The organism is Candidatus Phycorickettsia trachydisci (assembly GCF_003015145.1).
GTDB lineage: Bacteria > Pseudomonadota > Alphaproteobacteria > Rickettsiales > Rickettsiaceae > Phycorickettsia > Phycorickettsia trachydisci.
The window spans coordinates 1270052-1292326 of sequence record NZ_CP027845.1; the positions used below are offsets into that span (position 1 = coordinate 1270052).

Below are 22275 nucleotides of genomic sequence, written 5' to 3' on the forward strand. Positions count from 1 at the left end.
TGTAGTTCTTGGTTGTTCCATATTTATTCTTAGCAGCGATTAAATTCAGAATATTTTATAAGTTGCACTATAACATGCTATAATAAAATATACTTAAAAAATAGGTTATAATTATGTTAAGACAAAAAAATTATCCAGGAGCTTATAAGGGTTTACTAAATGAGTTTAAAAATTTAAAGAATTTCACAACCAAATTAAATTTTGAAGAAGAAGATCTTAATCAAATCAAAAACCAGTTGCTAGAATATGACATGAGTGCAGAATTTGATCTAGTCAATTTAAAAGATGCTCAAAAATTTATCAAACCTATAGAAAAAGCTCTAGCGCGTTCAGAACAAGATACTACAAACTTTAAAGCTTTGAGTATGTGTGTAAAGAACTTTAACGATAACCTTAACCAAGTAATTGAGGATATAAAGCTTGAATGCATACAAAATGATTGGGCAGATAACTTATTAAAAATAGTAGGTACGAAGAGGGATGACATTAATGCTTTGGATGAATCGGGTAATACTATATTAATGCATGCAACCTCTTTACATTGTCCTAGTATGCGAGTTATCAATAAGCTGCTTGAGTTAAAGGCTGATCCCTTTATTCCATGTGCTTTTGATGAAACTCCTTTTTCTAAAGCAATAAAAGCTGAAAACGTTGATCTCGCACAGAAGTACTTAGGACATAAAGCCTCTCTTTTAGGGGAGGCGGCTCAGCCGAAAATTAAGGGAATGATGGATAAACTATGTGAGGCATCTTTACCTGAAGATTTTTATTTTACTTTAGCGCAGGATTTATCAGACTCATCCTTTACTGAGGCTTTGGGGTGGAAGGCAGATGTTACTGACACTTGTGTTATGCACATAAAAGATAATTATGAAATTTTAGGTAAGATTGAAGAACTGCCCTATGAATTTCAAAGCTAATATTAAATTTAGAGTTTTGAAATTTATCCAAGCAATTGATAAACTAACTCATTTAGGAAATTTGGTGCAAGTTATATAGTCACCCTCAGATTATCGTGAAGCTGAGAGATAATATCATTAATGTTGATACGTTTTTTTACGTGTCTAAATTCATATTTGCCTATGAAATTAATATGTTGCCACCTGGCAGGTGAGATGCTTTGTAAATATTTTATGCCTTTCTCGTCGCCTTGGGTTTCTAGGTCTGCAAGGAGTGTGTCTAGTATAATTGCATTATACAGTATGACCGAGTTAGCAATGAATCTGGAACACTGATTCCATACTTCGTTTTCAACGATGCTCATGCCTCTGAACTTTCCACTATGGACTTTTGTTATGGCTTTGCGTAGTTGGTGATAGGCCTCAACTCTGTTAAGTGCTTTGCGGATTTGGCTACGGAGAATACCATTATCGATAAAGTCTAATAGATAGAGGCTCTTCAATATGGAGTCGTATTCCCAAAGTGCATTTTTGATCCTGCTATATCTTTTATGTGAAGATAGTTTGCGAACAATTGTAGCTTGGGTTGATTCTTGAGTTGCAAGAGATACAAAGATCCTCTGTATGTTATCCCATTCTTCTATAATTAGCTTTTTGTTTGCTAATTTAGTAGGCCTAATCATGTATCCTTTATACAAATTCAAAGGCTTAATACTTTTAAGGTTTTTAGCTTCTTCGGCAGGGCTGGTGAAGTTGGGCATAAATGATTTGCTTATTGAGTCTAATGCGGCAAAATTGACTCTATTGACTGAATGCATGTCACCTGATACCACATCAGGATCAATATCTGCAGTATTGTTGTATATGATATCATAAACATAATGGCTTTCATGCTCATTAGCTCCTATAATTTTACAATTAACAGGTACGTGATTTAATAGCATGCTAAATGCTACAACACCTTTCTTTAACCCAAAATATTTTGAAGAATACCTTGATTGAATGGTGTCAATCTTTGTCTCAAATTTTTGGCCATCTACCCCTGCTAGCAGTTTATCTGCAAAGATGTTCCATGAACGAAATACTTTTAAACCCGCGATTTTGTTGACGATAGTGTCATTTGCTTCTTTCAAGTTTTCTATACTAAAAAAGTTCTTCTCGATATTACTAAGACTACTATAACTTATATCACAACTTTGGGCCATAAGATAAGTCCCAAAACTAAATCCATTAGCTACAATGCATGCTACTATTCCTTCATAATCAGCTTTTTGTTTAGCATAACGGGGTTTGTTGTGCTCAAAAGCTCTGCAAAAATTAGTTTGCTGATTAACAAAATATAGCAAATCACTTATGTTAATGTTAGGCAGCCCATCGAAAAAGTGCTCATCATTTTCGGGAGCTTTGGGGTTGGTTAAATACCATTTGATGTCTGAAAGGTTTTTTTCCTTAATTTTAAAGTATTGATTTTCTTTGCTGTCGATTTTTTTATTAACATCCAAAATTTTATCATGTAGCCGCTCCTCTAGCTCTTCAAGCTTTTCAAGTATATCTACGTCAATATTAGGATATCCTAACTTTTGGATCAGCTCTTCTTTATTTTGCCATATTTTGTCAGATAAAAGATCGGCGCTTAAGCTTTTGTATTTGGTGCTGTCATTGCAAAAAATATTTCCTTTATCGATCTCTTTAACGATAGATTGGTAAACGTAAAATTCATACTTATCAGGATGGTAGACAAATTTTTGGCTATCTGGATTACGGAGATACTTCTTGATATGTTTTGGAATAAATTGGTCCGGAAATAGCTCGGTATCAATTTTACTCAAAGATAACCCCTTCTCAAAGGTTTGTTTTAGGAAGGATATAGCATCTATCAACTCACCTTTTGTATTGTTGTTATGAAACTCTAATGCTTTAAATAATACCCTAAGATTGGCTTTAATACGTTTTGCATGCTTCAGGTAAAATTCCCACTTAGCAGCTTCGAAATCAAAAGCCTTACCAGCTATGTAATCTGCGGTTGGTACATACTCTTTCTTTGGCAAAATACCATAAGCCGTCTTCCAAAAACTTTTGTGTTCAACCTTTTCTGCATCTTGTTCTCCCATGAACCTTAGTAATTTACTTACCTTAGGCAAAATTTCATTATAATGGGTTGTATGATCCAAAAGTTCTTTTTGAGCATACTCAGAAGCTTCCTGGATAAAACCATTATTGTGATGGATGAAAGTAGTAACCAAATTATCTACAATCTGTTGATATCGTTGTTTGATGTAACATATCAAATACAGCTTTTGAAGGTGCTTATTAGTTTCTTTTAACCTATAAATATTATAACCTTCAGCAATATTGGCATAATACCTAACGCATTTAGGTGAAATCTCAAGCTGATCTATTAATTGCAAGGATACTTTATAAAGCTTTGAATATGTTAAAGCCTTGGAAGACTCATTTTTAAATTCAGCATATTTAAAGTTTTTAGGCTGAATCTTAAGAGTTGAGAAATTTGAAGACTCTGAGTATAGCATGTCCGATAAAAACTCTTGCATTTCTGGAGGAATACTGTTGAGTAAGATGCTCTCTATACGCCTAAGTTCCATATTTATTGATAAGCTAATGATATCTTGCAGCACCGTATAACCTGGTAAAACTATTTGTCTTATTTGCATGTGTGATAATAACTCTCTGAAAATATCTATATGATTTGCGTGAATGCGAGCTAGAAGTAAAGCCTGTTTTATTAGTTCTTCTCGGGTTGTTTCATCAAACGCTTTAAAGTTTAGTAAATCTAGTATACTTTTATTGTTTGCTTCTTTTTTAGCTTTGAGCAATATGCTCTTGTTCTTAAGTTCAAGACTAAAATATTCGGTTAGGACATAGTTAAGATCAGCTTGTACTTCTTCATAATTAAAAGAAAATAACCTACCTTTGGCTTTAAAGTACCCAAGTTGTAGTATTGCATGCACTTGAGAAGGAATATCTGGGATCTTATCAATCAAAGCTTTTTCTTTTTTGTTTAAAGAAAAGAAAGCCACCCTTTCTTCTAGCGTAAACTTAGGTAAAGAATATAAATCATGAATCTCAGCTTCACTTAAAATTTTAATTCTTTTATATCCTGTTGACATTAGCTAAAAAATTTCAAATTTTTGTGTAGCATTAAACGGTCGTTTTATGATATATATTTTATGTATTTAAAACACTCGCTTATAAATATGCATATTATATTACTTATACACCATTTTAGAGATTTATGGTAAACACACCTACAAATGCCAAAATTTTTGCCTATATTCGGGCTTCAACAGACAAACAAGATTTGACAAATCAACGTCATGAGATATTGACTTATACAAACAGCAACAATCTTAAAGTAGATGAATTTGTAGAAATTCAAATTTCATCTCGAAAAACACCTAAACAAAGAAGAATAAGCGAACTACTCAGTAAATTAAATAGCGCTGACACAATCATTGTTACTGAATTAAGTAGATTAGGTCGAAGTACTTCAGAAATCATTGAGTTGATTGCAGCCCTGTTAAAGGCCAAAATAAAGCTTATAGTGATAAAGCAAAACCTGACCATTAATCATGAAAAATACGACATGAATTCTAAAATCATGGTGACATTTTTTTCTTTGTTTGCTGAACTAGAAAGAGATCTTATAAGCCTTAGAACAAAAGAAGCTTTAAAAGCCAAAAAAGCTAAAGGAGTTATTCTTGGAAAACCTATTGGCACCATACAAAAAAGCAAGTTTGACAAAGATATAGATAAACTGAAGGAACTACTAAAATTGGGCTTATCAGTAAGAAAAATCGCTAAATATCTTGGTTATCCCAATCATCTATCACTAAATAAATATATCAAATCAAGAAAAATCAAAGAGCTAGTTTGCTAAGTAAAAAAGAATATAATTTAAGGACCATAAATCTTCAAAATCTATGCAAAATTATATGCTATCCTTAGATAAGAAAAAAAGCCTTCTCCTAACCTTATGCATGAGCTTTTAAGTCAATTAGTTTATCCACGGGGATCTCTGCTTCGAACCCCAATATGTTTCCTAAATTTGCTGGGTAAATATGACACCACCTTGTTCTCTATTTTTTAAAGGGTAAGTAGAAATTATAAGATTATTGGGTAAAACTCCTGCTGAGGTTTTAGCGGGTAATCTTACGTCAGATAATATGCTGACTGAGAACATGGATGTTGCAAATGACTCTCTTAGTTTAGTGAATTTTCTGTCCTAACCATGGGGTGCAGTTCCATATGTTTATAAAATATCTGTTGATTAAATGATGTCATACTCTTTCTCTAATAAATTGAGATAAGGTTCAAAACGATAAATCCTGTTTCTTTTATTTACAATTTTTTCTGATATAAAATTTAGCTTTATAAATACTTTTAAAATGTTATGTACAGTATTGTAAACCTTATTTAAATTATTGCTTATTTCACTCACACTAGTAATAGGATTTGCAAATAAAAAATCTAAGACTAGATTTGCAGTATCTCGCATTTTTTTAAGGCTAGCATCCTCTCTTACTATAATTTTAAGCTCCTTATTGAGATTTTCGATTTCTTTAGTGCGTCTAAGAGCATCTATGCTACTATCTCTGATTGCTTGTAAATAAAATATGATCCATCCTTCAAAATCACCTTGGGTACGAACTTTGTCAAGTTTTTGATAGTAGTCTAGATGGTGTTTCTTGAAATAATAAGATGGATATAGAATTGGTAGATTTAATAGTTGATTATTAATTAGCATTAAGACTATCAATAATCTGCCTATGCGTCCATTACCATCTAAAAATGGATGTATAGTCTCAAATTGTACGTGCACAAGTCCTGCCTTAATTAAAGGAGGTAAATCTGAGTTGTCATTAATATATTTTTCCAGGTCACTCATCAATCTTGGAATTTCTGGAGCAGGGGGTGGTACGAGGTTTCCAACTTGTACGGATTGTTTACGAAATTGACCAGGAGAAGCTGGAGAGCCGCCTTTGCTTGACATAAGTGCTTCATGTGCCTTTAAGATTACTCGAATTAAAATGGGTAATTTTTCTTCTTGGATCATTCTGATAGCAGTCTCTAGAGAATCAATATAATTTACTACCGATAAAGTATCTTTGTTGGGTTTTATATTAGCTGATTTAAGGCTTAGTACATCAATTAAAGTTGTATGTATACCTTCTATGGCTGAAGATAGTAAAGCTTCTTTTATTACATAAGCTTTTATAAAACTGCTTGGATTAGGTAGTCTAGCGCTCATTTCATTTAAGCTGCCTAAAGCAAAACTAGCTTGGCCGTATAGGTCTATAATCTGGCTATTAAGTTTTAAGCTAGGCTCTGAAGGAGGGAGGGGGTTGGGTATGAAATACTTTAGATCGCCTAATAATTGGTAATGCCCGGTTTTGCGCATAAATAATTTCATCTTAAGGTAAAATACTGATAACTTTACATAGTCATAGCTATTATGATTTCATTATAGCATATAATAATGAAAATTATATAGAAAAACTATATTTAATTATCATTTTATGAATATAGAATGAAAATTAGCGCGATTTGTTATCCTATTTCTATTCCATCAAACAGTCCGTTAAGCTCATGAACCATTCGGGCTGCTACAGTGTCTGGATGAAATTCTACGGATATTAATGATGTAGCCAAATTTAATGTAAGTTGATTATCTCCTTTACTGATTAAAAATTCGCTAGAATAATTAGGAATACCTTGTTCTCTTGCTATTATATCTTCAACTATCATGTGTGTTTTTATAAAGTTGTGTTTTTCTGAAATTTTTCTTTCGACCATAAAGCATTTGCGTTTGCTTTCAATCTCTTCTTCTGGCGTCAGTCTTTCTTCCGGTTTCAGACAATATTTTGTTTTGGGTAGAACTATTGCTCCTTTATAAGGGTTATTTGTCACTTCTTCTGAGGTGCACATGCCCCAATGAGTATATAATATACATCCTGACGTTAGGGTCCAGCGGGACAAAGGAACGAAACGCGCAATAGGATTTCTGTTATATCTTGAGAGAGTAGCAGGAAAGAAGGTATCGTATTACCTACCAAATTTAGTCAAAAAACATGCCGTAACTTCGGTAAATGAATCATTTTCTAGTTTTACGCATATTTTTATTGCACTGCTATGTTTTCTTATGATTTAGGAATAAAACCTCTCTTAGCCTATTAAAATAAGCTTAAAAACTTATATTGAAGCCTTCATTGCGATTTTAGTCTAATAACCTTGTAATTATTTTAGTCTATTGCGCGTTTCGTTCCTTTGTCCCGCTGGACCCAAAGTAGAGTTATCAAACCGCTTTTCACGAGCTGTAGCAGTAGGTAATCCAAAAGAATTTGTTTTTGGTACTAAAGAAGAACAAGAAATTGCCGAAGGTTGTAATCGTTTAATCAAAAACTCCATCATATGCTGGAATTACATGTATTTAGAAAAACAAATTGAAAAATCTGATGTTACGCTACAGACCAGAATAGTAGAAGCTATTAAAAGTCACTCCCCAATGTCATGGGCACATATTAATATGCTTGGTGAGTATGATTTTTCAGAAGAAAAGATGAGGGACTCGTGTGGAATTTTGCCTACCAAAGCTACTTCATGATTCTTAGAGATAATTCTGGCAATAGAAGTAAACTTTTTGTTCCCAATCAGACTTTCATAGCTATGGGGCAAAATCTTAGTCCAAATATATCAATTACGTTAACTTTCAGATACCCTATTGCGCGTTACGTACCTTTGCACCCCTGAACCCTAAGTAGCAAATATGATCCTCACAAAGAAGAAATTTTAGCACCTGGCTATCGCAGACTTTCTGCTATTAAAAAGTTGAAACAATGTCTGTGAATCTCACAGTATAAGATCAGATTCTCTCATACTTTCTTTGAATTTATTACTTTATAGAATCACATAAACTGAGCGTGTGCCGTAGCGAAGCTATGGGAGAGATGGCAGTAGGTCTGCCGAAGTCGATTACCAGAAATTGCCTTCAAACCACCTTGGGCGGCTGTTATTAAGAGTAATGGTCGTGAGCGCATGAGGAAAGTCAGCATGAGCTGGCGAGGTATGGATTAGAAAGACGAACGTAAGTGAACCTTCGATGACGCATCGTAAGGTTGCTAGTATAACATCAAAACCAAAGGCGGCTCATTCTTTTGGGATAAACCTATCGGCAACTCTGGACGTTGGGTAGGTGGTGTTCGGTGTGGAGAAGGCGTGATTCTAATTTAGGCTCTCTTATGGAACTGCGGGAATTTGTCGTTTTGATGATAAGGGAGAAATCCAAGTAACTAAAATTACAAGGATGAGAGTACCGATGCAAAGCACAAGGGCGGATGAGTTCGTAGTAGTGTTGAAGTCTTTGTAATGAAAATGGAGCGAAGGGACTCAGTTAGATAGTCAATGTTGATAATCAACTGTAACAAGAAGGAATTATTGAGAGATGACAAAACCATTTAATATACCTAAAGATTTGGTATTCAAAGCCTACAAGCATGTGAAGGCTAATGCTGGAGCTGCTGGGCTAGATGAGCAATCAATTTCTGATTTTGAGGTGAAACTAAAAGACAATCTTTACAAATTATGGAACAGGTTGTCTTCGGGAAGTTACTTTCCTCCGCCTGTTAAAGCGGTAGCCATACCAAAGAAGTCGGGAGGCCAAAGAATATTAGGTGTACCAACTGTATCTGATCGAATAGCCCAAATGGTCGTAAAACTCATACTGGAACCAGAGATAGAACCTTGTTTCTTGAATGATTCTTATGGGTATAGGCCTAATAAGTCGGCTTTAGATGCAATCGGAATTACACGCCAAAGGTGCTGGAAGTACGATTGGGTACTAGAGTTTGACATAAAGGGGCTGTTTGATAACATATCTCATGAATTGATGATGAAAGCTGTGAAGCTGCATACGAATGATAAATGGGTAATACTTTACGTTGAAAGATGGCTTAAAGCTCCTATTGTGATGCCAGATGGAACTAGCAATGCTAGAACCAAAGGCACCCCACAAGGTGGAGTAATAAGCCCTATTTTAAGCAATTTGTTTCTTCATTATGTATTTGATATATGGATGAGCAGAAAATATCCTCAATTACCTTGGTGTAGATATGCTGATGATGGCTTGGTACACTGCAATACACTTGCAGAAGCAGAGAAATTGTTGGAAAATTTGCAACAACGCTTTGCAGAATGTGGGTTAGAATTGCATCCAGATAAAACGAGAATTATCTGTTGTAAAGTAAAGAATAAGGAATATTCTAACAAGGTCTTTGACTTTCTAGGATACACATTCAAACCAAGGCTGGTGAATAACTGTAAAGACAATTGTTTATTTATAGGATTTACTCCAGCCATAAGTAAGAAATCTATTCAAGCAATACGACAAGAAATTAAGAGTTATAAGTGGCACTTGCGTAGCGATTTGTCTTTGGAAGGAATCTCTGAAAACTTTAATTCAGTCCTAAGAGGATGGATTAACTATTTTGGGAAATATTCCCCTGAGGCATTAAAACCTATTGCAAGATACTTTAATTCTATTCTAATCAAATGGGCAATGCGAAAGTATCTGAGGCTCAAAGGACATAAAATAAAAGCTATTCAATACATTGAGAAAATAGCTCAAAATGATCCAAAATTGTTTGCACATTGGTATCAAAGCAAAGGATTTGTGGTTATCTAATGGGAGCAGTGTGAGTTGAGAAGCTCATGCACTGTTCTGCGAGGGGCTAGCGGGGAAGTTCTGCTGGCCTACTCACCCAGCCTTATTATGAAATCAAGTTGTGACAACTATGGATATTCAAATGATATTGTTTCACTATTCCCTACTATCTCTCCTGATAATATGACCTTCTGTTCACTAGAGATATTACAACCTATAAATATCTTTGTTGCGCTTTCGTCTATAAGTCTTTCATAGTCTTTTGATTGTCTAAGAGCTTCTTCAGCGATGCCGTTATACTTCATCTCTATCAGCACACCAATATTGTTTTTTTCAATCACTATATCGGCTCTACCTTTTGTACCATCTGGTTTTGTAGTATATCTTTCGCTAGCAAACTTACTATTAACCACCTGCAATACTATATTATTTAATAATGAGTGCATTAAATCTTCATTAGCAAATAAGCCGCTATTTTTTATTGTAGTACTGGTTTGTGTGTATAAACTTACGTTTCTGATTAAATCAGCTAAAGTTGGTGCAAACTGATCTTTAAAAATCGATTTAATTTCTTGAAGCGCTTCTGTATCAAATACTTTACTTAGTATATCAGTAAGGTCTAAGAATTTCCTAGTATCAATGTTAAATATCGTTTTATAGTATTCTTCGATTTTCTTTCCAAATTCTTTAATTATCTCTTTGTTTGGTAATTGATATTTAGTAGGATTTTCTTTTACGATAGTTAGATAACCTGTAATAAAGAAATAAGAAAATATTAACTCTAAACCAAGGACGTTTATCTTTGAGTTATTACCTGTGCTAGTTATTTCTTTTAATGTGTTGAAATCATCGACTGTAAAATCTTCTTTTAAAGAGCTGATATGAACACTTCCACCACTTACTAATAACTCTATTTGTTCTTTAAATTCTTGCTTCTTAAACAAATGACTGATGAAGTCAATACTACCACTCTTTTCCCAATATGACTTGAAGCCATCATCCTGTCTATTAAGGTAATTAACAACTGACCAAATATTATACTTATCTATAAAACTTTTTTCTTCATCACTCCCTATATTTTCTTGATAACCATTATACCAATCTTTGATTTTAGAGCTGTTAGGTTCTTCTATTGAAAAATGCTCTAATAGCAGATCCATTTCTTCTGGGTTTATTGCATAATATTGACTATACTTTTTATTTGTTATGTTATATTTGGAGAGGTTGTTTACACCAGATAGCATACCACTTTGTACAATGTACTGAACTCCAGTTAGTAGGCCTTTTTCTAAATAATCATTTCCTTTAAAACTAGCCTCAAAAATACCTCTGAATAATTCTGTTACTACTTTAGCTGATTCACTACTAAATTCTCTGTAGGCTTGATTTGCAGCAGCATCATACTCATCAATTAATACCCATACTTTTTTTTGATGATAAGCATGAAGTAATGAGCATAAATCTTTTATAATCGTATTAAAATTATCAGTTTGTTTTTTATTTAAAAGCTTTTTATATTCTAAGCCAACCGTGGTTTCCTTATAAGATTTTTCACTATCTTTCAAATAACTAAAATTTCTAACTGTTTCAATAATATTAGTATATAATTTGGATCTGATATCATTAGCATTACTACCTTTACAATCTTTAAAGTCTATCGATATTACTGGATATTGTCCTTGATAATTTAACGCTTCAGGTATCTTTTCTATTAATTTTGAGGTTTTGATAGTTATAATCTGGTCTGTAAAGCCTTGTTTAATTTGAATTTTACCACCAGCAAAAAGCTTATAGTTTAAAGTTTCTTTTTTATCTTTAATTACCCTCCCATTCTCATCAACTTGAATTTCAAGAAACTTCTTAAGCATCTCAAGATTTGATGATTTACCCCAACGTCTTGGCATAGTTATAAGAGTCACCGCATCTTTGCTATTCATTATTTCTTCAATAAACAAGCTTTTATCAACAAAGATACTACTTTCTGTTACTAATTTTTCAAAACCACCACCACAGTATATTCCTAATTTAGGAGACGTTTTTTCTCTTTTAGTTGGAGGTTCCCTCTCTACATCTTTCTCGTTTTGCTCTAGTGCTCTTTTCATCATTCTTATTTATCTCTAATCACTATTCTTAAAAGGTACAGCAAACTATTTTAAGAAACAAACTAAAATTAGCATGTGTCGCAATTATAACATGTATGTTTCGTATAATTCAAGGCAACGCATTTTGTAAAATAAAGTTCTAATTATTTAATTTTCCTAAGTTATCGTGATTTAGAAGAAATGGACTATTATCAGGGGGATAGATCATGCTACATTACAGCGGTGGGTAATCAAGTTTGCTAGCTGGTTCTGTCGCATCTGCAAAATTTTGTAAAAAATTATAACGACGTTATGCCAACTTCAGGAGCAAAAATTATCAGAATTTCTTATGTTTTTTTTGCAGATGCGACAGAACCATTTCGTTTGATATAACTGACTTGAATTTGTCAAGTGATTCTCAGAGATTTTTGGTTGACGCTCTTGCATGTATATTCCTTAACTCTCAGACTAAATATAACATCTTTAATCCCTTTAAGGTTATGGTTTTTTAACAACCAAAATAGTCAAATCTAACAGATGCTTGATCTCTCAAAACTATAATTATATTATGCAACACTTCGTAATACTTGGTTATCATTAACATTCTTCATACCTGGATATCATCGACAAAATTGATCCCTTAGGTCATCATTCAGCCTAGCAGTTCTGACTTGGATCATCTGATGAGCTCCTTCCTGCGTCAATCTCATTTGCTGCTTTTTAACCATTCTTTTACTAATTACCTCATTAACTGCGGCTTCTACAAAAGCTGTAGAAATGATTTCACCATATCTGTGTCTTTCTGCATAATTAGTAATATAGCAGCTGTTTGATTTTATGTAAGTCTAAAATTCATCTGCATATTTCCATTATCTTTTGCTGCCTTTGTCTAATCCTTCTTCTTAACAATCTTCAGAGAATGACTCTATTTTGTCTAAGGCTTTGCTAACATTACCATGCCATATATTCCACTTTATACTTTCTAATTGCTTAGATAACTGATCCCAGCAGTCATCAGATAGAACACTAAGCATTTGGTTCATTACTGTTATCCTCATCGTAATATGAAACCACTTTTGAATGGCCTCGATCATCTTATAACTACAGTATAAATAAAGGGCCATAAAATTCACAGCCAAAATTCTCAATAGCATAGTTGAGTGTAGTTCTTTCTTATTAACCAAGTTCTGAATAAAAAAGAAGCGGATTTAAAATTAGAGAGGAAGCGGGGTTAATCACAGAAAAATATTTTTGCGGATATAAAAATTAATAAATTGATCCTGAAATAATTATCAAGGAAGAGCAAAGCCTAGTTCAAAACTTAGGCTAAACAACATATGCAAGGGGTATTATGAATCTGACAGTTCCACAAATATATGTTCACTGATTTTTATGCCACGATCACCTACAATTTTTAAATCTCCGTCTTTATATTGAAGTTCAAATGTAGCCTCATCAGGCGCAAGGCTAAGAACATACTTTAAATGATCATTATTTTCAGCTAAAAAATCTATTACATCCTTGCCTATAACATTTGTTTGAGAGGTGTCAGCTCCATGTTTTAATAGTTCTATTAAGCAGGATATATTACCTTTTTTGGCTGCCAAATGAAGAGGTGTGTAAAAATCTCCAGATTTACTATTCACATCACCTCCAAACTCTTCTATTAGCATTTTCATTATTTCTGCATTACCCTCTTTAGCACAAAAATGTATAGGACAACACTCATCCACGTTACAGCGATAGATCAACGATTCATCTTCTTCTAAAAGCTCTCTAACTAAATCTATGTCTTTTTCTCTTATTGCGCTCTCTATTTCATCTAAATTACTGCGATAACGAAAGTAATTAGGATTTTGAGATTGTTTTAATGTAAAAAACTCTTTAAGTTTTGGCTCACAAGATTTTATCCATTGGGTTAAATGTGCAAAAGGGTTAATGCTCCCGATATAATTTACTTGATCTTTTTGAAGTAATTTATATTTTGCATTGAACAGAGCAATATCCAAATCTTTAAAAGCTTTACCTATTTTATAATAATCTTTATAATCATCAGAGAAGCCTTCAAGAGCTATAATTTTTTTCATCCTCAAAGGGCTAAAATGCAAAACCTCTTTGTTTTCCTCTAGAAATGGTAGTATTTCTTTGCAATCTTCAATAATAGAGTTAAATATATCAGTTTCTTCTGGGGTCATGTGCCAAATTTCAAAAGGGACTTATTTAAATTATAGCTTTAAATTACGAATTAAGCTAAAGTTTTTATAAAAATTTTGATATAATATAGAATTGTAATAGGTAAAAATTATGCTCCTTGGAAAAAGCAAACCTTGCCCCCAAAATAGGATCAAAATAAGGCAAAATCATATATATCCTTCGGTGCTGGAAGAGAGATTAATTACAGCAATGATGGAAGTAGCAAATTTGCACTTTCATAATTACCACGTTTTTTGTTACGAGACGATAAAAATTTTCATAGAACATGATAGCTTTAAAGAAATCATTGCTATACACAAAGAGCTTCAACGTGGAGATGCTACAAAGCCTGGAGTTATACCTACTCTAAGAGAATTGGTAGGAGGTTTTTCTTACACTGGTCTTATAATACCATATGTATATATAACTCATGAGGTACCTTTTGAGTGCCAAAACGTATGCCTTGGTTCTGGAATATATCCAGCTAAGTTAATTGGTGTATTTAAAGAACTAGGACAAGATAATCCTCAAGAGGCTTAAAATAAACTTATTTATATCAAAATCATCTCCGAATTACTATTTTCTTTTGCAACAATCTCAACCCCTTTTTGACTCATTATATAAAATTCCTCTAAATCATCAGGAGTACAATATGAAAAAATCTCTGACAAAATCTCTTTGTAAGCTTCATTGGAGCTAAAATAATCCATAACATTATCTAAAAAAATACCTGTATGCATTACTTGTTCATGAGCACAAAAATTTGAACTTATATCACAAGCAATTTTTTCTGCTGCTGCTTGATTAAAGAGTTTGATATTTAATAACGTTTTTTCAAATTCAGGCGGAACATCTATCTTGCTGCTAATCGCAATACCTTTAAAATAAGAATCTAGCCATTCATGTAAATCTCCAAATATAAAAATATTATCCCTAGTCGGTAAATCTTTAATTTCTTGTTCTAGGAATTTATTTAATCCTGAAATTCTGCCAGATAAAGCTTTTGATAATTTTTCAGTAAACTCTAAATCTTTTTGATCTTCTGTTAAAGCATTAAATGCATCTAAAATACGTAAAGTCGCTAATACGCCTCCCTTACTCTTTAAGATTTCAGCAGTATTTTTAATAAAAAACCTTCTCATCCCACTACTGGCAAGGTCGATTTCTGCTTCTTTATTGCATAATAGGATAACAGGCGGAATCTTTTTGCCCCACTTATCAGCTTCCAGAACCATATTCATTGGCACATCGCCTTTTTTATTTTTAGCATTGATGTCTGCTCCTGAACTAATTAGTGTTTCCATTATTTCTAAAACATGTAATATTGCATCAACTGAGTAGCTCAAGCTTTTTTGCTTTATTGCATAATGCAAAGGTGTATTGCCATATTTATTTGCTATATTTACGTCTGCACCTCGTGCAATAAGCAATTCTGTTACTTTAAGATTATCTATAGCATAATACAAAGGTGTACAACCACATTCGTCAACTTCATTAATAAATTGAGGATACTTATCTAAAATTAATTTTATTATTTCTATTCGACCTTTACTTACAGCGCAATGCAGAATAGTACCTCTGTAGTAATGATAATTAGCACCAAACTCTAGAAGCAATTTTACAGCATCGTACTGGTAATGCTCAATAGCACGAACTATAGGGGTATCATGTGTCCATGTTGTAAGATTGACCAATTCAGGTGATTTTTGCAATATGCACCTTATTATATTGCAATCTCCCCGCTCTGCTGCATCATGTAAAATCACTAAATTAGGCATTTCGCTTTTTTCTTGTTCAAATTCTGATCCCTTATTTAAAAGTAATGTTATAATCTCCGCCCGACCTTTTTCGATCGCTATATGTAGCGGAGTTTTATATTCTCCATTTTTTGCAGTGAGGTTTGCCTTTAGTTCAATCAGCTTTTTTATAGCTTCTACAGCTCCAACTTTGACTGCTTCATGCAAAGGTGTATTATCTTGAGAATTTTTATGATTAATATCAACATCTTTGCCAGCTAGTAATGATAATATTTCAGGTTGATTTGCCATAGCTGCAGAATGTAACGCATCTCTCTTGGCGTAAAATACTATTCGCGTATCAATTTTTGATAAAAGCATCTCAACATTCCGGGATAAACCTTTCTGCACGGCTAAACCTAAAGAGTTATTTCCTTCTTTATCGTATGCTTCGCGGATCTTAGCGCCAGGATTAGTGTCTAATAATACTTCTAAAGCCTTCGAATCTTCGTGTAAGGCTGCATAATGTAAAGGAGTTCTTCCATCTTTATCCCTTAAACCTAGGAAAGACCCTTTTCTTAGAAGCCTTTTAACTTCAGGTATATCATTGAGTTTTACAGCTTCATGTAATCTATAATCTTCAAGGTATATTTTTCTTTTATTCATAACTTATACCAATTGATCAGTTAATAGATCTCCTGATACTTTAAGACCTTCAGTTTCTAATTTAACGCGTTTAGCTTCATGCTCAACATCTTCTTCTTTATACATAGAACCTTGGCTAATTTTATAGAATTCTTCCAAATCCTTAGGACCAAAATAAGAAAAAAGCTCACATAACACGTCTTTCAAACCTTTGTTAATAGATGCGGTAGAATCTTTATGGCTAGCAAAATAATTAAGTAAATCTTGCAAAAAAATACCATTACAGATTTTACTAAGTTTACTTTCTGGCAACGCAACAAAATTCGAGCTTATCGAATACGCAACTTTATCTGTTAACATGCATTTATATTTTTCTACATGAGGCAACAAAGGACTAAGAGGATTATCAATTTTTATTTTTTTACTAATCAGATTAGCTCTCTGAATAAACCACAAACAATCATCTAATTCGTCAAACAATCTATAATCTATTCTACCTGGTATAACCTTCTGCTTTAAATCATTAATCAACTTTTGTGCTTTTTCAGATAATTTGGAAGACAGATATTCTATATACTTACAATCATAATTCTCTCTAACTATAGCAAGGATATATGCTCCAGCTAGTATCCCGTCTTCAGCTAGCAAAAGCGCACCAATCTTTTGCTTATCTAATTCTACGATTTGTTCTGTTAAGTTAACAAGTCCCGTACTTAATATCGAAGCTGATGTATTAATTGTCCCTTTCCAATAAGGACTATAAATTGTCAAATCCAAAGGTGTCTTTCCTCCGAGATCCTTTGCATTAATATCTGCACCATGGAGGACTAGATGTTTTATTATTTTTTTAATTCCATTTTTAGAATAATCTTCATTAGATATACTCCTGATGAAACAATGAATCGGAGCGCTATGAAAATTATCTACAGCGCAAGCATCTGCATCATTTTCAAGTAGTAGTTTTATTACTTCATGACTAAAATGCCGTTTTTTTAGAGCTACATGCAATGGAGTTTGGCCATTGCAACCCTTAGCATTAATTAAATCTGGTTGTAAAAACCAGCTTACTAATTTAGTATCCTGTTCCGCGGCTAAATGTAAAGCCGTATCACGATTTTGATCTTTATTATATATATTAATTTCATTCTCTATAAAAAATTTTACAATGTCATATCTTGATTGTTTTATGGCATCAAATAAGGGATCATCATAAAGACCTTTAATAGGAGGAGAGGACTTTTGACATATAAGTTTGACTGCATCAAGCTTATCTTGCTTGATTGCTGCATGTAAAAAATGTGCACGATTATGTTCGTTAGAATTTTCTAAAAAAAGCTCTAAAAAGTCCATCAACGGATTGTCATTTATAATCATATCATAAACTGCCCAACTTGATGCTTTATAATCCCAAAGTAATTTTGCAGTCTCCTTAGAGCCATTTTTGACTGCTAAATACATGGGGATATCCTCCTTACAGTCGCGAGGTACTTTATCAGCCCCATTATCCAACAAGTATTTTGCTGCAAACAAATTATTATCTTTAGAAGCTAGATGCAAAGCTGTTTGATTTTTACAATCCCTTGCATCAATATTAGCGCCATGTTTTAAAAGCAATCCAATATTATGCAAGCAACCTTCACGCACAGCAAAATGGAGAGGAGTAGTTTCATATTCATCTCCCGCATTGATGATTTCCTTATCAAGATTGGTATTTAAGAGAAGCTCTAATACATTACCATCCTCATGCAAAACAGCATAATGAAGAGCATTATGGCCATATCTATCCTTTTGGCCAATATCATCGCTTATACAATCACTCTCTGCTAATAATTGATGAATTTCATCCAAATTATTTGCCTTGACAGCTTTATGTAATCTATAATCCTTAATATATATTTTATCCATAACTTATGCCACTTGATCAGTTAATAACTCTCCTGATGTTTTAACGTCCTCGGTTTCTAATTTAACGCGTTTAGCTTCATGCTCAGTATCTTCTTCTTTATACATAGAACCCTGGCTGATTTTGTAAAATTCTTCCAAATCCTTAGGGCCAAAATAAGAGAATAGCTCACATAAAATGTCTTTAAAACCTTTGTTAACAGATGTAGTAGAATCTTTCGGGCAAGCAAAATAATTAAGTACGTCTTGTAAAAAAATACCTTGACAAATTTTATGCAATTTATTTTCTGGTAATTCAATAAAATTTGTGCTTATAGCGTTTGTTACCTTATTTGTTAAAGTTTGTTTAAGACTTTCTATTTGAGGTAAAAGGCTACTCAATGGATTATATACGAGAGGATTAGTCTGTTTAAGTATCAGTTTTGATCTATTAACAGACAAAATGTAATCATTTAAATAAAAAAATAATTTATGATCTATTTCTTGTGGAATTTCTCTTTGTTTGTAATAATCACTCATTTTTTTGGACTCACCAGATAACTTAAGAGCTAAATCATCAACAATATGCTTTTGCGAATCGTAGTGATGGCTAATATGAGAGAAAATGTAAGCACCAGCTAAAAGGCCATAATCAGCCTGCAAAAGTACTTCAAAATTTTTAACATAAAATTCTATATTCTGTTCTGTTAATTGGGCAACTCCAGTACTAAGTATCACAGCAACACTCTCCATGGCTTTCTCAGATGAATCGTCCATAAGGAAATCTATAGATGTTTTACCTTGTGAATTTTTTGCGTTAACATTAGCCCCATTTTTTATACAAAGTTCTACAATTCCATAATTTTTTCTCTCTGCAGCTTTAATTAAAGGAGTTGTAAACTTAAATATTTCATGCTCAATAGCCAATAGGAATTTTTGAAATACAAGTTCTATTATTTTTTTCCGCTCCCATCTTATTGAAAGATCTAGATATTCATACATATCCTCAGGAGTAGAATTTTCTAGAAAAAGTTTAAAAATGTCTAGGTAAGCATAATTACGTATAATCAAAAAAGGAATATCTGAATCTCTAACTTTGTTATCCCAGAGAAGTTTGGCAATCTCTTTTGATTGATTCTTGACTGCTAAAAGCATTGGAGTATTATATTCAGTATCACCACATTCTAGCTCAGCTCCTCGGTCTACTAATAGCTTTGCTGCATCAAACTTATTATCTTTAGCGGCTAAATGTATCGCCATTTGTTCTTTAGGATTCATAGCGTCAATATCAGCTCCATGATCTAATAAAAGCTCAATGCTACGTACACAGCCTTCTCGTACAGCAAAGTGAATAGGTTTGTTATCATATTCATCTCCAGCATTAACTATCTTTTTATTAGGTTTAGCATTTAAGAGAAGCTCTAAAGCCCTATGATCTTCATGTAAAGCTGCTAAGTGCAAAGCATTATGACCATATTTATCCTTTTGGCCAATATCATCATTTATATCATCACTTTCTTCTAATAATTTTTGAATTTCAGTTAGATTATTTGTTTTTACAGCTGCGCGTAAAGGAGAATCATAACTCCTTACCATCAATCTATACATAATTTTTGGATATTAAAGTTATTATATTCTACAATAGCATAAAATTATTAATAAAAACAATATATTATAGTAATATTTAAATAGATGCTTATTTGTAATCTATTATTTTTTGGTTAAAATATAATTAATTAAGCTATACCAAAGCAAATATGACTGAAGAAAATGAAGAATTATTAAAAGCCTTGTGTTCGGGTGATAAATTAACGCAGATGTTGATAGTGCAACAAGAAGGCTATTGCATGACCTTAGAAGAATTGCAAGATGCTTCAATAGAATACTTAGGCTCCGATGTAGATGTAAATGTTGAATATGAGGGTGGTATGAGACCTATACATTTAGCTACGTTAAACGGTTATAAGAAGGTAGTCGAATTTTTGATAGAGCAAGGTGCTGAGACTGATATCAAGAATGATATATCTATAACCCCATTATACATAGCAGCGCAAAATGGTCATACGGATATAGTTGAAATGTTGGCAACTGAAGAGAATATTAATCTTGTAATTTATGAAGGTGACACCATTTTGCAAGCAGCTTCTGAATATGATCGTCTGGATACAATACAATTTCTTTTAAGTAAGGGTGCTGATACTACTATTAAAAATCATTATAAAGGACAAACACCACTACACTTAGCCTCATTAAAAGGTCACATAAAAGCTGTTAAATTATTAACTAACCATATGATGTCTAATGGGGTAGATATTAATATCAAAAACAAAGAGGAGCAAACGCCTATGCACTGTGCAGTAGAAGGAAAAAATGAAGAGGTAATAAAGTTTTTATTAGAAAAAGGTATGGATATTAACGCCCGAGATGAAAGAGGTAACACCCCCTTATATTTAGCAACCACTCTTTATAGGCCAGGAAATTTTTGCGTTAAAGAACTAATAGAATTTTTAATAAATCATGGAGCAGAGGTTAATATTGCAAGAAAAGATGGGGATATCCCCTTACATCGAGCTGCTCTGAATGGAGACGTGGATGTAGTGGGCTTATTAATTGATAAAGGTGCTGATATTAATAAGCAAAATGAATATTATGGTAATGCTCCTATCCACTTAGCGGCTAAATGCCGTATATCTTATCGCAGCGAAGAATTAATACCGTTATTAATAAGTAAAGGCGCAGACTTTCAGATTAAAAACAGTTGTGGTAAGACTCCTTTGCATCGGGCTGTAGAAGATAATAGAGAAAATCAAGTAGAATTATTGTTAATCAATGGTGCCAACGTCAATGCTCAGGATAAAGATGGTAATACTCCTCTTCATCTAGCTGCGAAGCTTTATGGAGGAGATAAGGTGACTGAGTTACTGATAAACCAAGGAGCAAAAGTCAATAGCGTTAACAACGATGGTTCTACTCCATTACATCTTGCTTTACGTTGTTATCGTTTTAATAGAAGCCAGACAGCAAAAATTCTATTATCTAAAGAAGTAGATGTTAATTTAAAAGATCATAAGGGAAGTATCTCTTTGCATCTTGCTGCTTATATAGATGAAGATATAGTGAGTATTTTAATTGATAAGGGTGCTGATATTAATGCACCGGATAATGAGGGTTACACACCTCTAAATTTAGTTTTAAAAAGCTTATTTAAACAAAGTTATTGGCATAGCGATTCCTTAAAAGACGTCGATAACATCGGAGTAGCAAGCTTTTTAATAAATAAGGGTGCAGATGTTAATACATCAGGTGATGATGGCCAAACTTCTTTACATTTAGCTATAAAGTCTCATCACCATCCAGATGAAGGTTTAGTAAAACTGATATTAGACAAAGGGGCCGAGATTGACAAAAAAGATCCACATGGTAAAACGGTTTTATATAAAGCGGCTGAAAATGGTTTTGATAACGTTGTAAAGCTACTCATCTCAAGACGAGCAAATGTTAACATAACAAGCGATTCTGGAGAAACTGTTCTTGATACAGCTATTAGCAAATGCAATCTGATGACAGTAAAATTATTATGCTCTTACAAAGAGGTTGTAGAAAATAGTAAATACGAAAATTTATTTAACTACATGAAGAAAAATCTAGCAAACATTACAAAAATCGAGTTAGAAGATCTTAGCAATTTTCCTCTGGCTACTATGAATATACTCAAAATCTTTGAATATGATAAAAGCCTGTTAAAGGTATTAGAGAGTGCTTTTAGAGAATATGTGGATAATATTGGACCTGAAGCAAATGGCGATATAAAAGAAACCCTAATTTTAAAATCTAGGCTAGAACTTTCTCAAAAAGTTCTTAAATGCGATAAATTTGAAGGTGCAGGAACAGAAAATTTATTTTTAAAAGCAGAGAATATATATAAAGATACATCTAGATACATTTGCAAACTCATTAAACCTATACTGAACCAAAATAAATTATTCGGTAAACTTGACGAAGGAGTGCTAGAAAATATATTAGGTTTTTTAGAGGAAGCAAATATTTTGGATTTGTATTTATCTGGAGACGATAAAAAAGTTATAGAGTCTTATGATCCAGCTTAATATAGGGAGCCTTAGAGAAACTATGCTATATATGCTAAAGCTTAACCAAATATCATT

Annotated in this window: 15 protein-coding genes and 1 pseudogene; 6 read left to right on the forward strand and 10 right to left on the reverse strand. The window is 33.0% G+C overall.

What is annotated here, in order from left to right; all coding sequences use genetic code 11:
• The first annotated feature begins 113 nt into the window (after positions 1 to 113).
• Positions 114 to 920, forward strand: a complete 807-nt coding sequence (locus phytr_RS05500) for a hypothetical protein (protein WP_106874863.1) — start codon at positions 114 to 116, stop codon at positions 918 to 920.
• Positions 921 to 991: 71 nt separating this feature from the next.
• On the opposite strand, the gene phytr_RS05505 is transcribed toward phytr_RS05500, so the two are convergent.
• A complete protein-coding gene (locus phytr_RS05505; RefSeq protein WP_106874864.1) occupies positions 992 to 4027 on the reverse strand; it encodes a Tn3 family transposase in 3036 nt (1011 codons plus the stop codon).
• 125 nt (positions 4028 to 4152) lie between these two features.
• On the opposite strand from phytr_RS05505, the gene phytr_RS05510 reads away from it, so the two are divergent.
• Positions 4153 to 4797: a recombinase family protein gene (locus phytr_RS05510; protein ID WP_106874865.1), complete on the forward strand. Its 645-nt coding sequence runs from the start codon at positions 4153 to 4155 to the stop codon at positions 4795 to 4797.
• Positions 4798 to 5187: 390 nt separating this feature from the next.
• On the opposite strand, the gene phytr_RS05515 is transcribed toward phytr_RS05510, so the two are convergent.
• On the reverse strand, positions 5188 to 6318 hold the full coding sequence (locus phytr_RS05515) for a Fic family protein (RefSeq protein ID WP_158706890.1): 1131 nt from the start codon (positions 6316 to 6318) through the stop codon (positions 5188 to 5190).
• 149 nt (positions 6319 to 6467) lie between these two features.
• Positions 6468 to 6845: a hypothetical protein gene (locus phytr_RS05520; protein WP_106874867.1), complete on the reverse strand. Its 378-nt coding sequence runs from the start codon at positions 6843 to 6845 to the stop codon at positions 6468 to 6470.
• A gap of 322 nt (positions 6846 to 7167) precedes the next feature.
• Here phytr_RS05520 and phytr_RS05525 point away from each other — a divergent pair, with 322 nt between their 5' ends.
• Together phytr_RS05525 and ltrA are read left to right on the forward strand one after the other, a co-directional pair.
• Entirely contained in the window at positions 7168 to 7521 is a 354-nt protein-coding gene (locus tag phytr_RS05525) for a Tn3 family transposase (protein WP_106874868.1), read from the forward strand.
• Positions 7522 to 8358: 837 nt separating this feature from the next.
• Positions 8359 to 9597 carry a group II intron reverse transcriptase/maturase gene (gene ltrA, locus phytr_RS05530; RefSeq protein ID WP_106874743.1) on the forward strand — a complete coding sequence of 413 codons (1239 nt, stop codon included), beginning with the start codon at positions 8359 to 8361 and terminating at the stop codon, positions 9595 to 9597.
• A 107-nt stretch (positions 9598 to 9704) separates the two neighbouring features.
• On the opposite strand, the gene phytr_RS05535 is transcribed toward ltrA, so the two are convergent.
• The 4 genes and pseudogenes from phytr_RS05535 to phytr_RS05545 form a co-directional block, all read right to left on the reverse strand.
• Complete coding sequence (locus tag phytr_RS05535; RefSeq protein ID WP_106874869.1) at positions 9705 to 11681, reverse strand: AAA family ATPase; 1977 nt, start codon at positions 11679 to 11681, stop codon at positions 9705 to 9707.
• 596 nt (positions 11682 to 12277) lie between these two features.
• Positions 12278 to 12511, reverse strand: a pseudogene (locus tag phytr_RS06545) (ISKra4 family transposase); the annotation flags it as partial.
• A 48-nt stretch (positions 12512 to 12559) separates the two neighbouring features.
• Entirely contained in the window at positions 12560 to 12751 is a 192-nt protein-coding gene (locus phytr_RS05540; RefSeq protein ID WP_106874870.1) for a hypothetical protein, read from the reverse strand.
• Positions 12752 to 13006: 255 nt separating this feature from the next.
• Positions 13007 to 13852: an ankyrin repeat domain-containing protein gene (locus phytr_RS05545; protein WP_106874871.1), complete on the reverse strand. Its 846-nt coding sequence runs from the start codon at positions 13850 to 13852 to the stop codon at positions 13007 to 13009.
• Positions 13853 to 13961: 109 nt separating this feature from the next.
• On the opposite strand from phytr_RS05545, the gene phytr_RS05550 reads away from it, so the two are divergent.
• On the forward strand, positions 13962 to 14390 hold the full coding sequence (locus phytr_RS05550; protein WP_106874872.1) for a hypothetical protein: 429 nt from the start codon (positions 13962 to 13964) through the stop codon (positions 14388 to 14390).
• Between the two features lie 11 nt (positions 14391 to 14401).
• Here the strand turns inward: phytr_RS05550 and phytr_RS05555 are convergent, their stop codons facing one another.
• The 3 genes from phytr_RS05555 to phytr_RS05565 are packed head-to-tail and all read right to left on the reverse strand — an operon-like array spanning position 14402 to position 19720.
• A complete protein-coding gene (locus tag phytr_RS05555; RefSeq protein ID WP_106874873.1) occupies positions 14402 to 16252 on the reverse strand; it encodes an ankyrin repeat domain-containing protein in 1851 nt (616 codons plus the stop codon).
• Positions 16253 to 16255: 3 nt separating this feature from the next.
• Complete coding sequence (locus tag phytr_RS05560) at positions 16256 to 18136, reverse strand: ankyrin repeat domain-containing protein (protein WP_106874874.1); 1881 nt, start codon at positions 18134 to 18136, stop codon at positions 16256 to 16258.
• Between the two features lie 3 nt (positions 18137 to 18139).
• Positions 18140 to 19720 carry an ankyrin repeat domain-containing protein gene (locus phytr_RS05565; protein WP_106874875.1) on the reverse strand — a complete coding sequence of 527 codons (1581 nt, stop codon included), beginning with the start codon at positions 19718 to 19720 and terminating at the stop codon, positions 18140 to 18142.
• 149 nt (positions 19721 to 19869) lie between these two features.
• Here phytr_RS05565 and phytr_RS05570 point away from each other — a divergent pair, with 149 nt between their 5' ends.
• Complete coding sequence (locus phytr_RS05570) at positions 19870 to 22218, forward strand: ankyrin repeat domain-containing protein (RefSeq protein ID WP_106874876.1); 2349 nt, start codon at positions 19870 to 19872, stop codon at positions 22216 to 22218.
• Positions 22219 to 22275 lie beyond the last annotated feature (57 nt).

What these genes read in the sequence shown, in the direction of transcription:
- phytr_RS05545 (WP_106874871.1), bottom strand. Translation starts at nt 13,852, where the DNA reads ATGACCCCAGAAGAAACTGATATATTTAACTCTATTATTGAAGATTGC.
- phytr_RS05565 (WP_106874875.1), bottom strand. Translation starts at nt 19,720, where the DNA reads ATGTATAGATTGATGGTAAGGAGTTATGATTCTCCTTTACGCGCAGCT.
- phytr_RS05555 (WP_106874873.1), bottom strand. Translation starts at nt 16,252, where the DNA reads ATGAATAAAAGAAAAATATACCTTGAAGATTATAGATTACATGAAGCT.
- phytr_RS05570 (WP_106874876.1), top strand. Translation starts at nt 19,870, where the DNA reads ATGACTGAAGAAAATGAAGAATTATTAAAAGCCTTGTGTTCGGGTGAT.
- phytr_RS05550 (WP_106874872.1), top strand. Translation starts at nt 13,962, where the DNA reads ATGCTCCTTGGAAAAAGCAAACCTTGCCCCCAAAATAGGATCAAAATA.
- phytr_RS05560 (WP_106874874.1), bottom strand. Translation starts at nt 18,136, where the DNA reads ATGGATAAAATATATATTAAGGATTATAGATTACATAAAGCTGTCAAG.
- phytr_RS05520 (WP_106874867.1), bottom strand. Translation starts at nt 6,845, where the DNA reads ATGTGCACCTCAGAAGAAGTGACAAATAACCCTTATAAAGGAGCAATA.
- ltrA (WP_106874743.1), top strand. Translation starts at nt 8,359, where the DNA reads ATGACAAAACCATTTAATATACCTAAAGATTTGGTATTCAAAGCCTAC.
- phytr_RS05510 (WP_106874865.1), top strand. Translation starts at nt 4,153, where the DNA reads ATGGTAAACACACCTACAAATGCCAAAATTTTTGCCTATATTCGGGCT.
- phytr_RS05505 (WP_106874864.1), bottom strand. Translation starts at nt 4,027, where the DNA reads ATGTCAACAGGATATAAAAGAATTAAAATTTTAAGTGAAGCTGAGATT.
- phytr_RS05515 (WP_158706890.1), bottom strand. Translation starts at nt 6,318, where the DNA reads ATGCGCAAAACCGGGCATTACCAATTATTAGGCGATCTAAAGTATTTC.
- phytr_RS05500 (WP_106874863.1), top strand. Translation starts at nt 114, where the DNA reads ATGTTAAGACAAAAAAATTATCCAGGAGCTTATAAGGGTTTACTAAAT.
- phytr_RS05535 (WP_106874869.1), bottom strand. Translation starts at nt 11,681, where the DNA reads ATGATGAAAAGAGCACTAGAGCAAAACGAGAAAGATGTAGAGAGGGAA.
- phytr_RS05540 (WP_106874870.1), bottom strand. Translation starts at nt 12,751, where the DNA reads ATGATCGAGGCCATTCAAAAGTGGTTTCATATTACGATGAGGATAACA.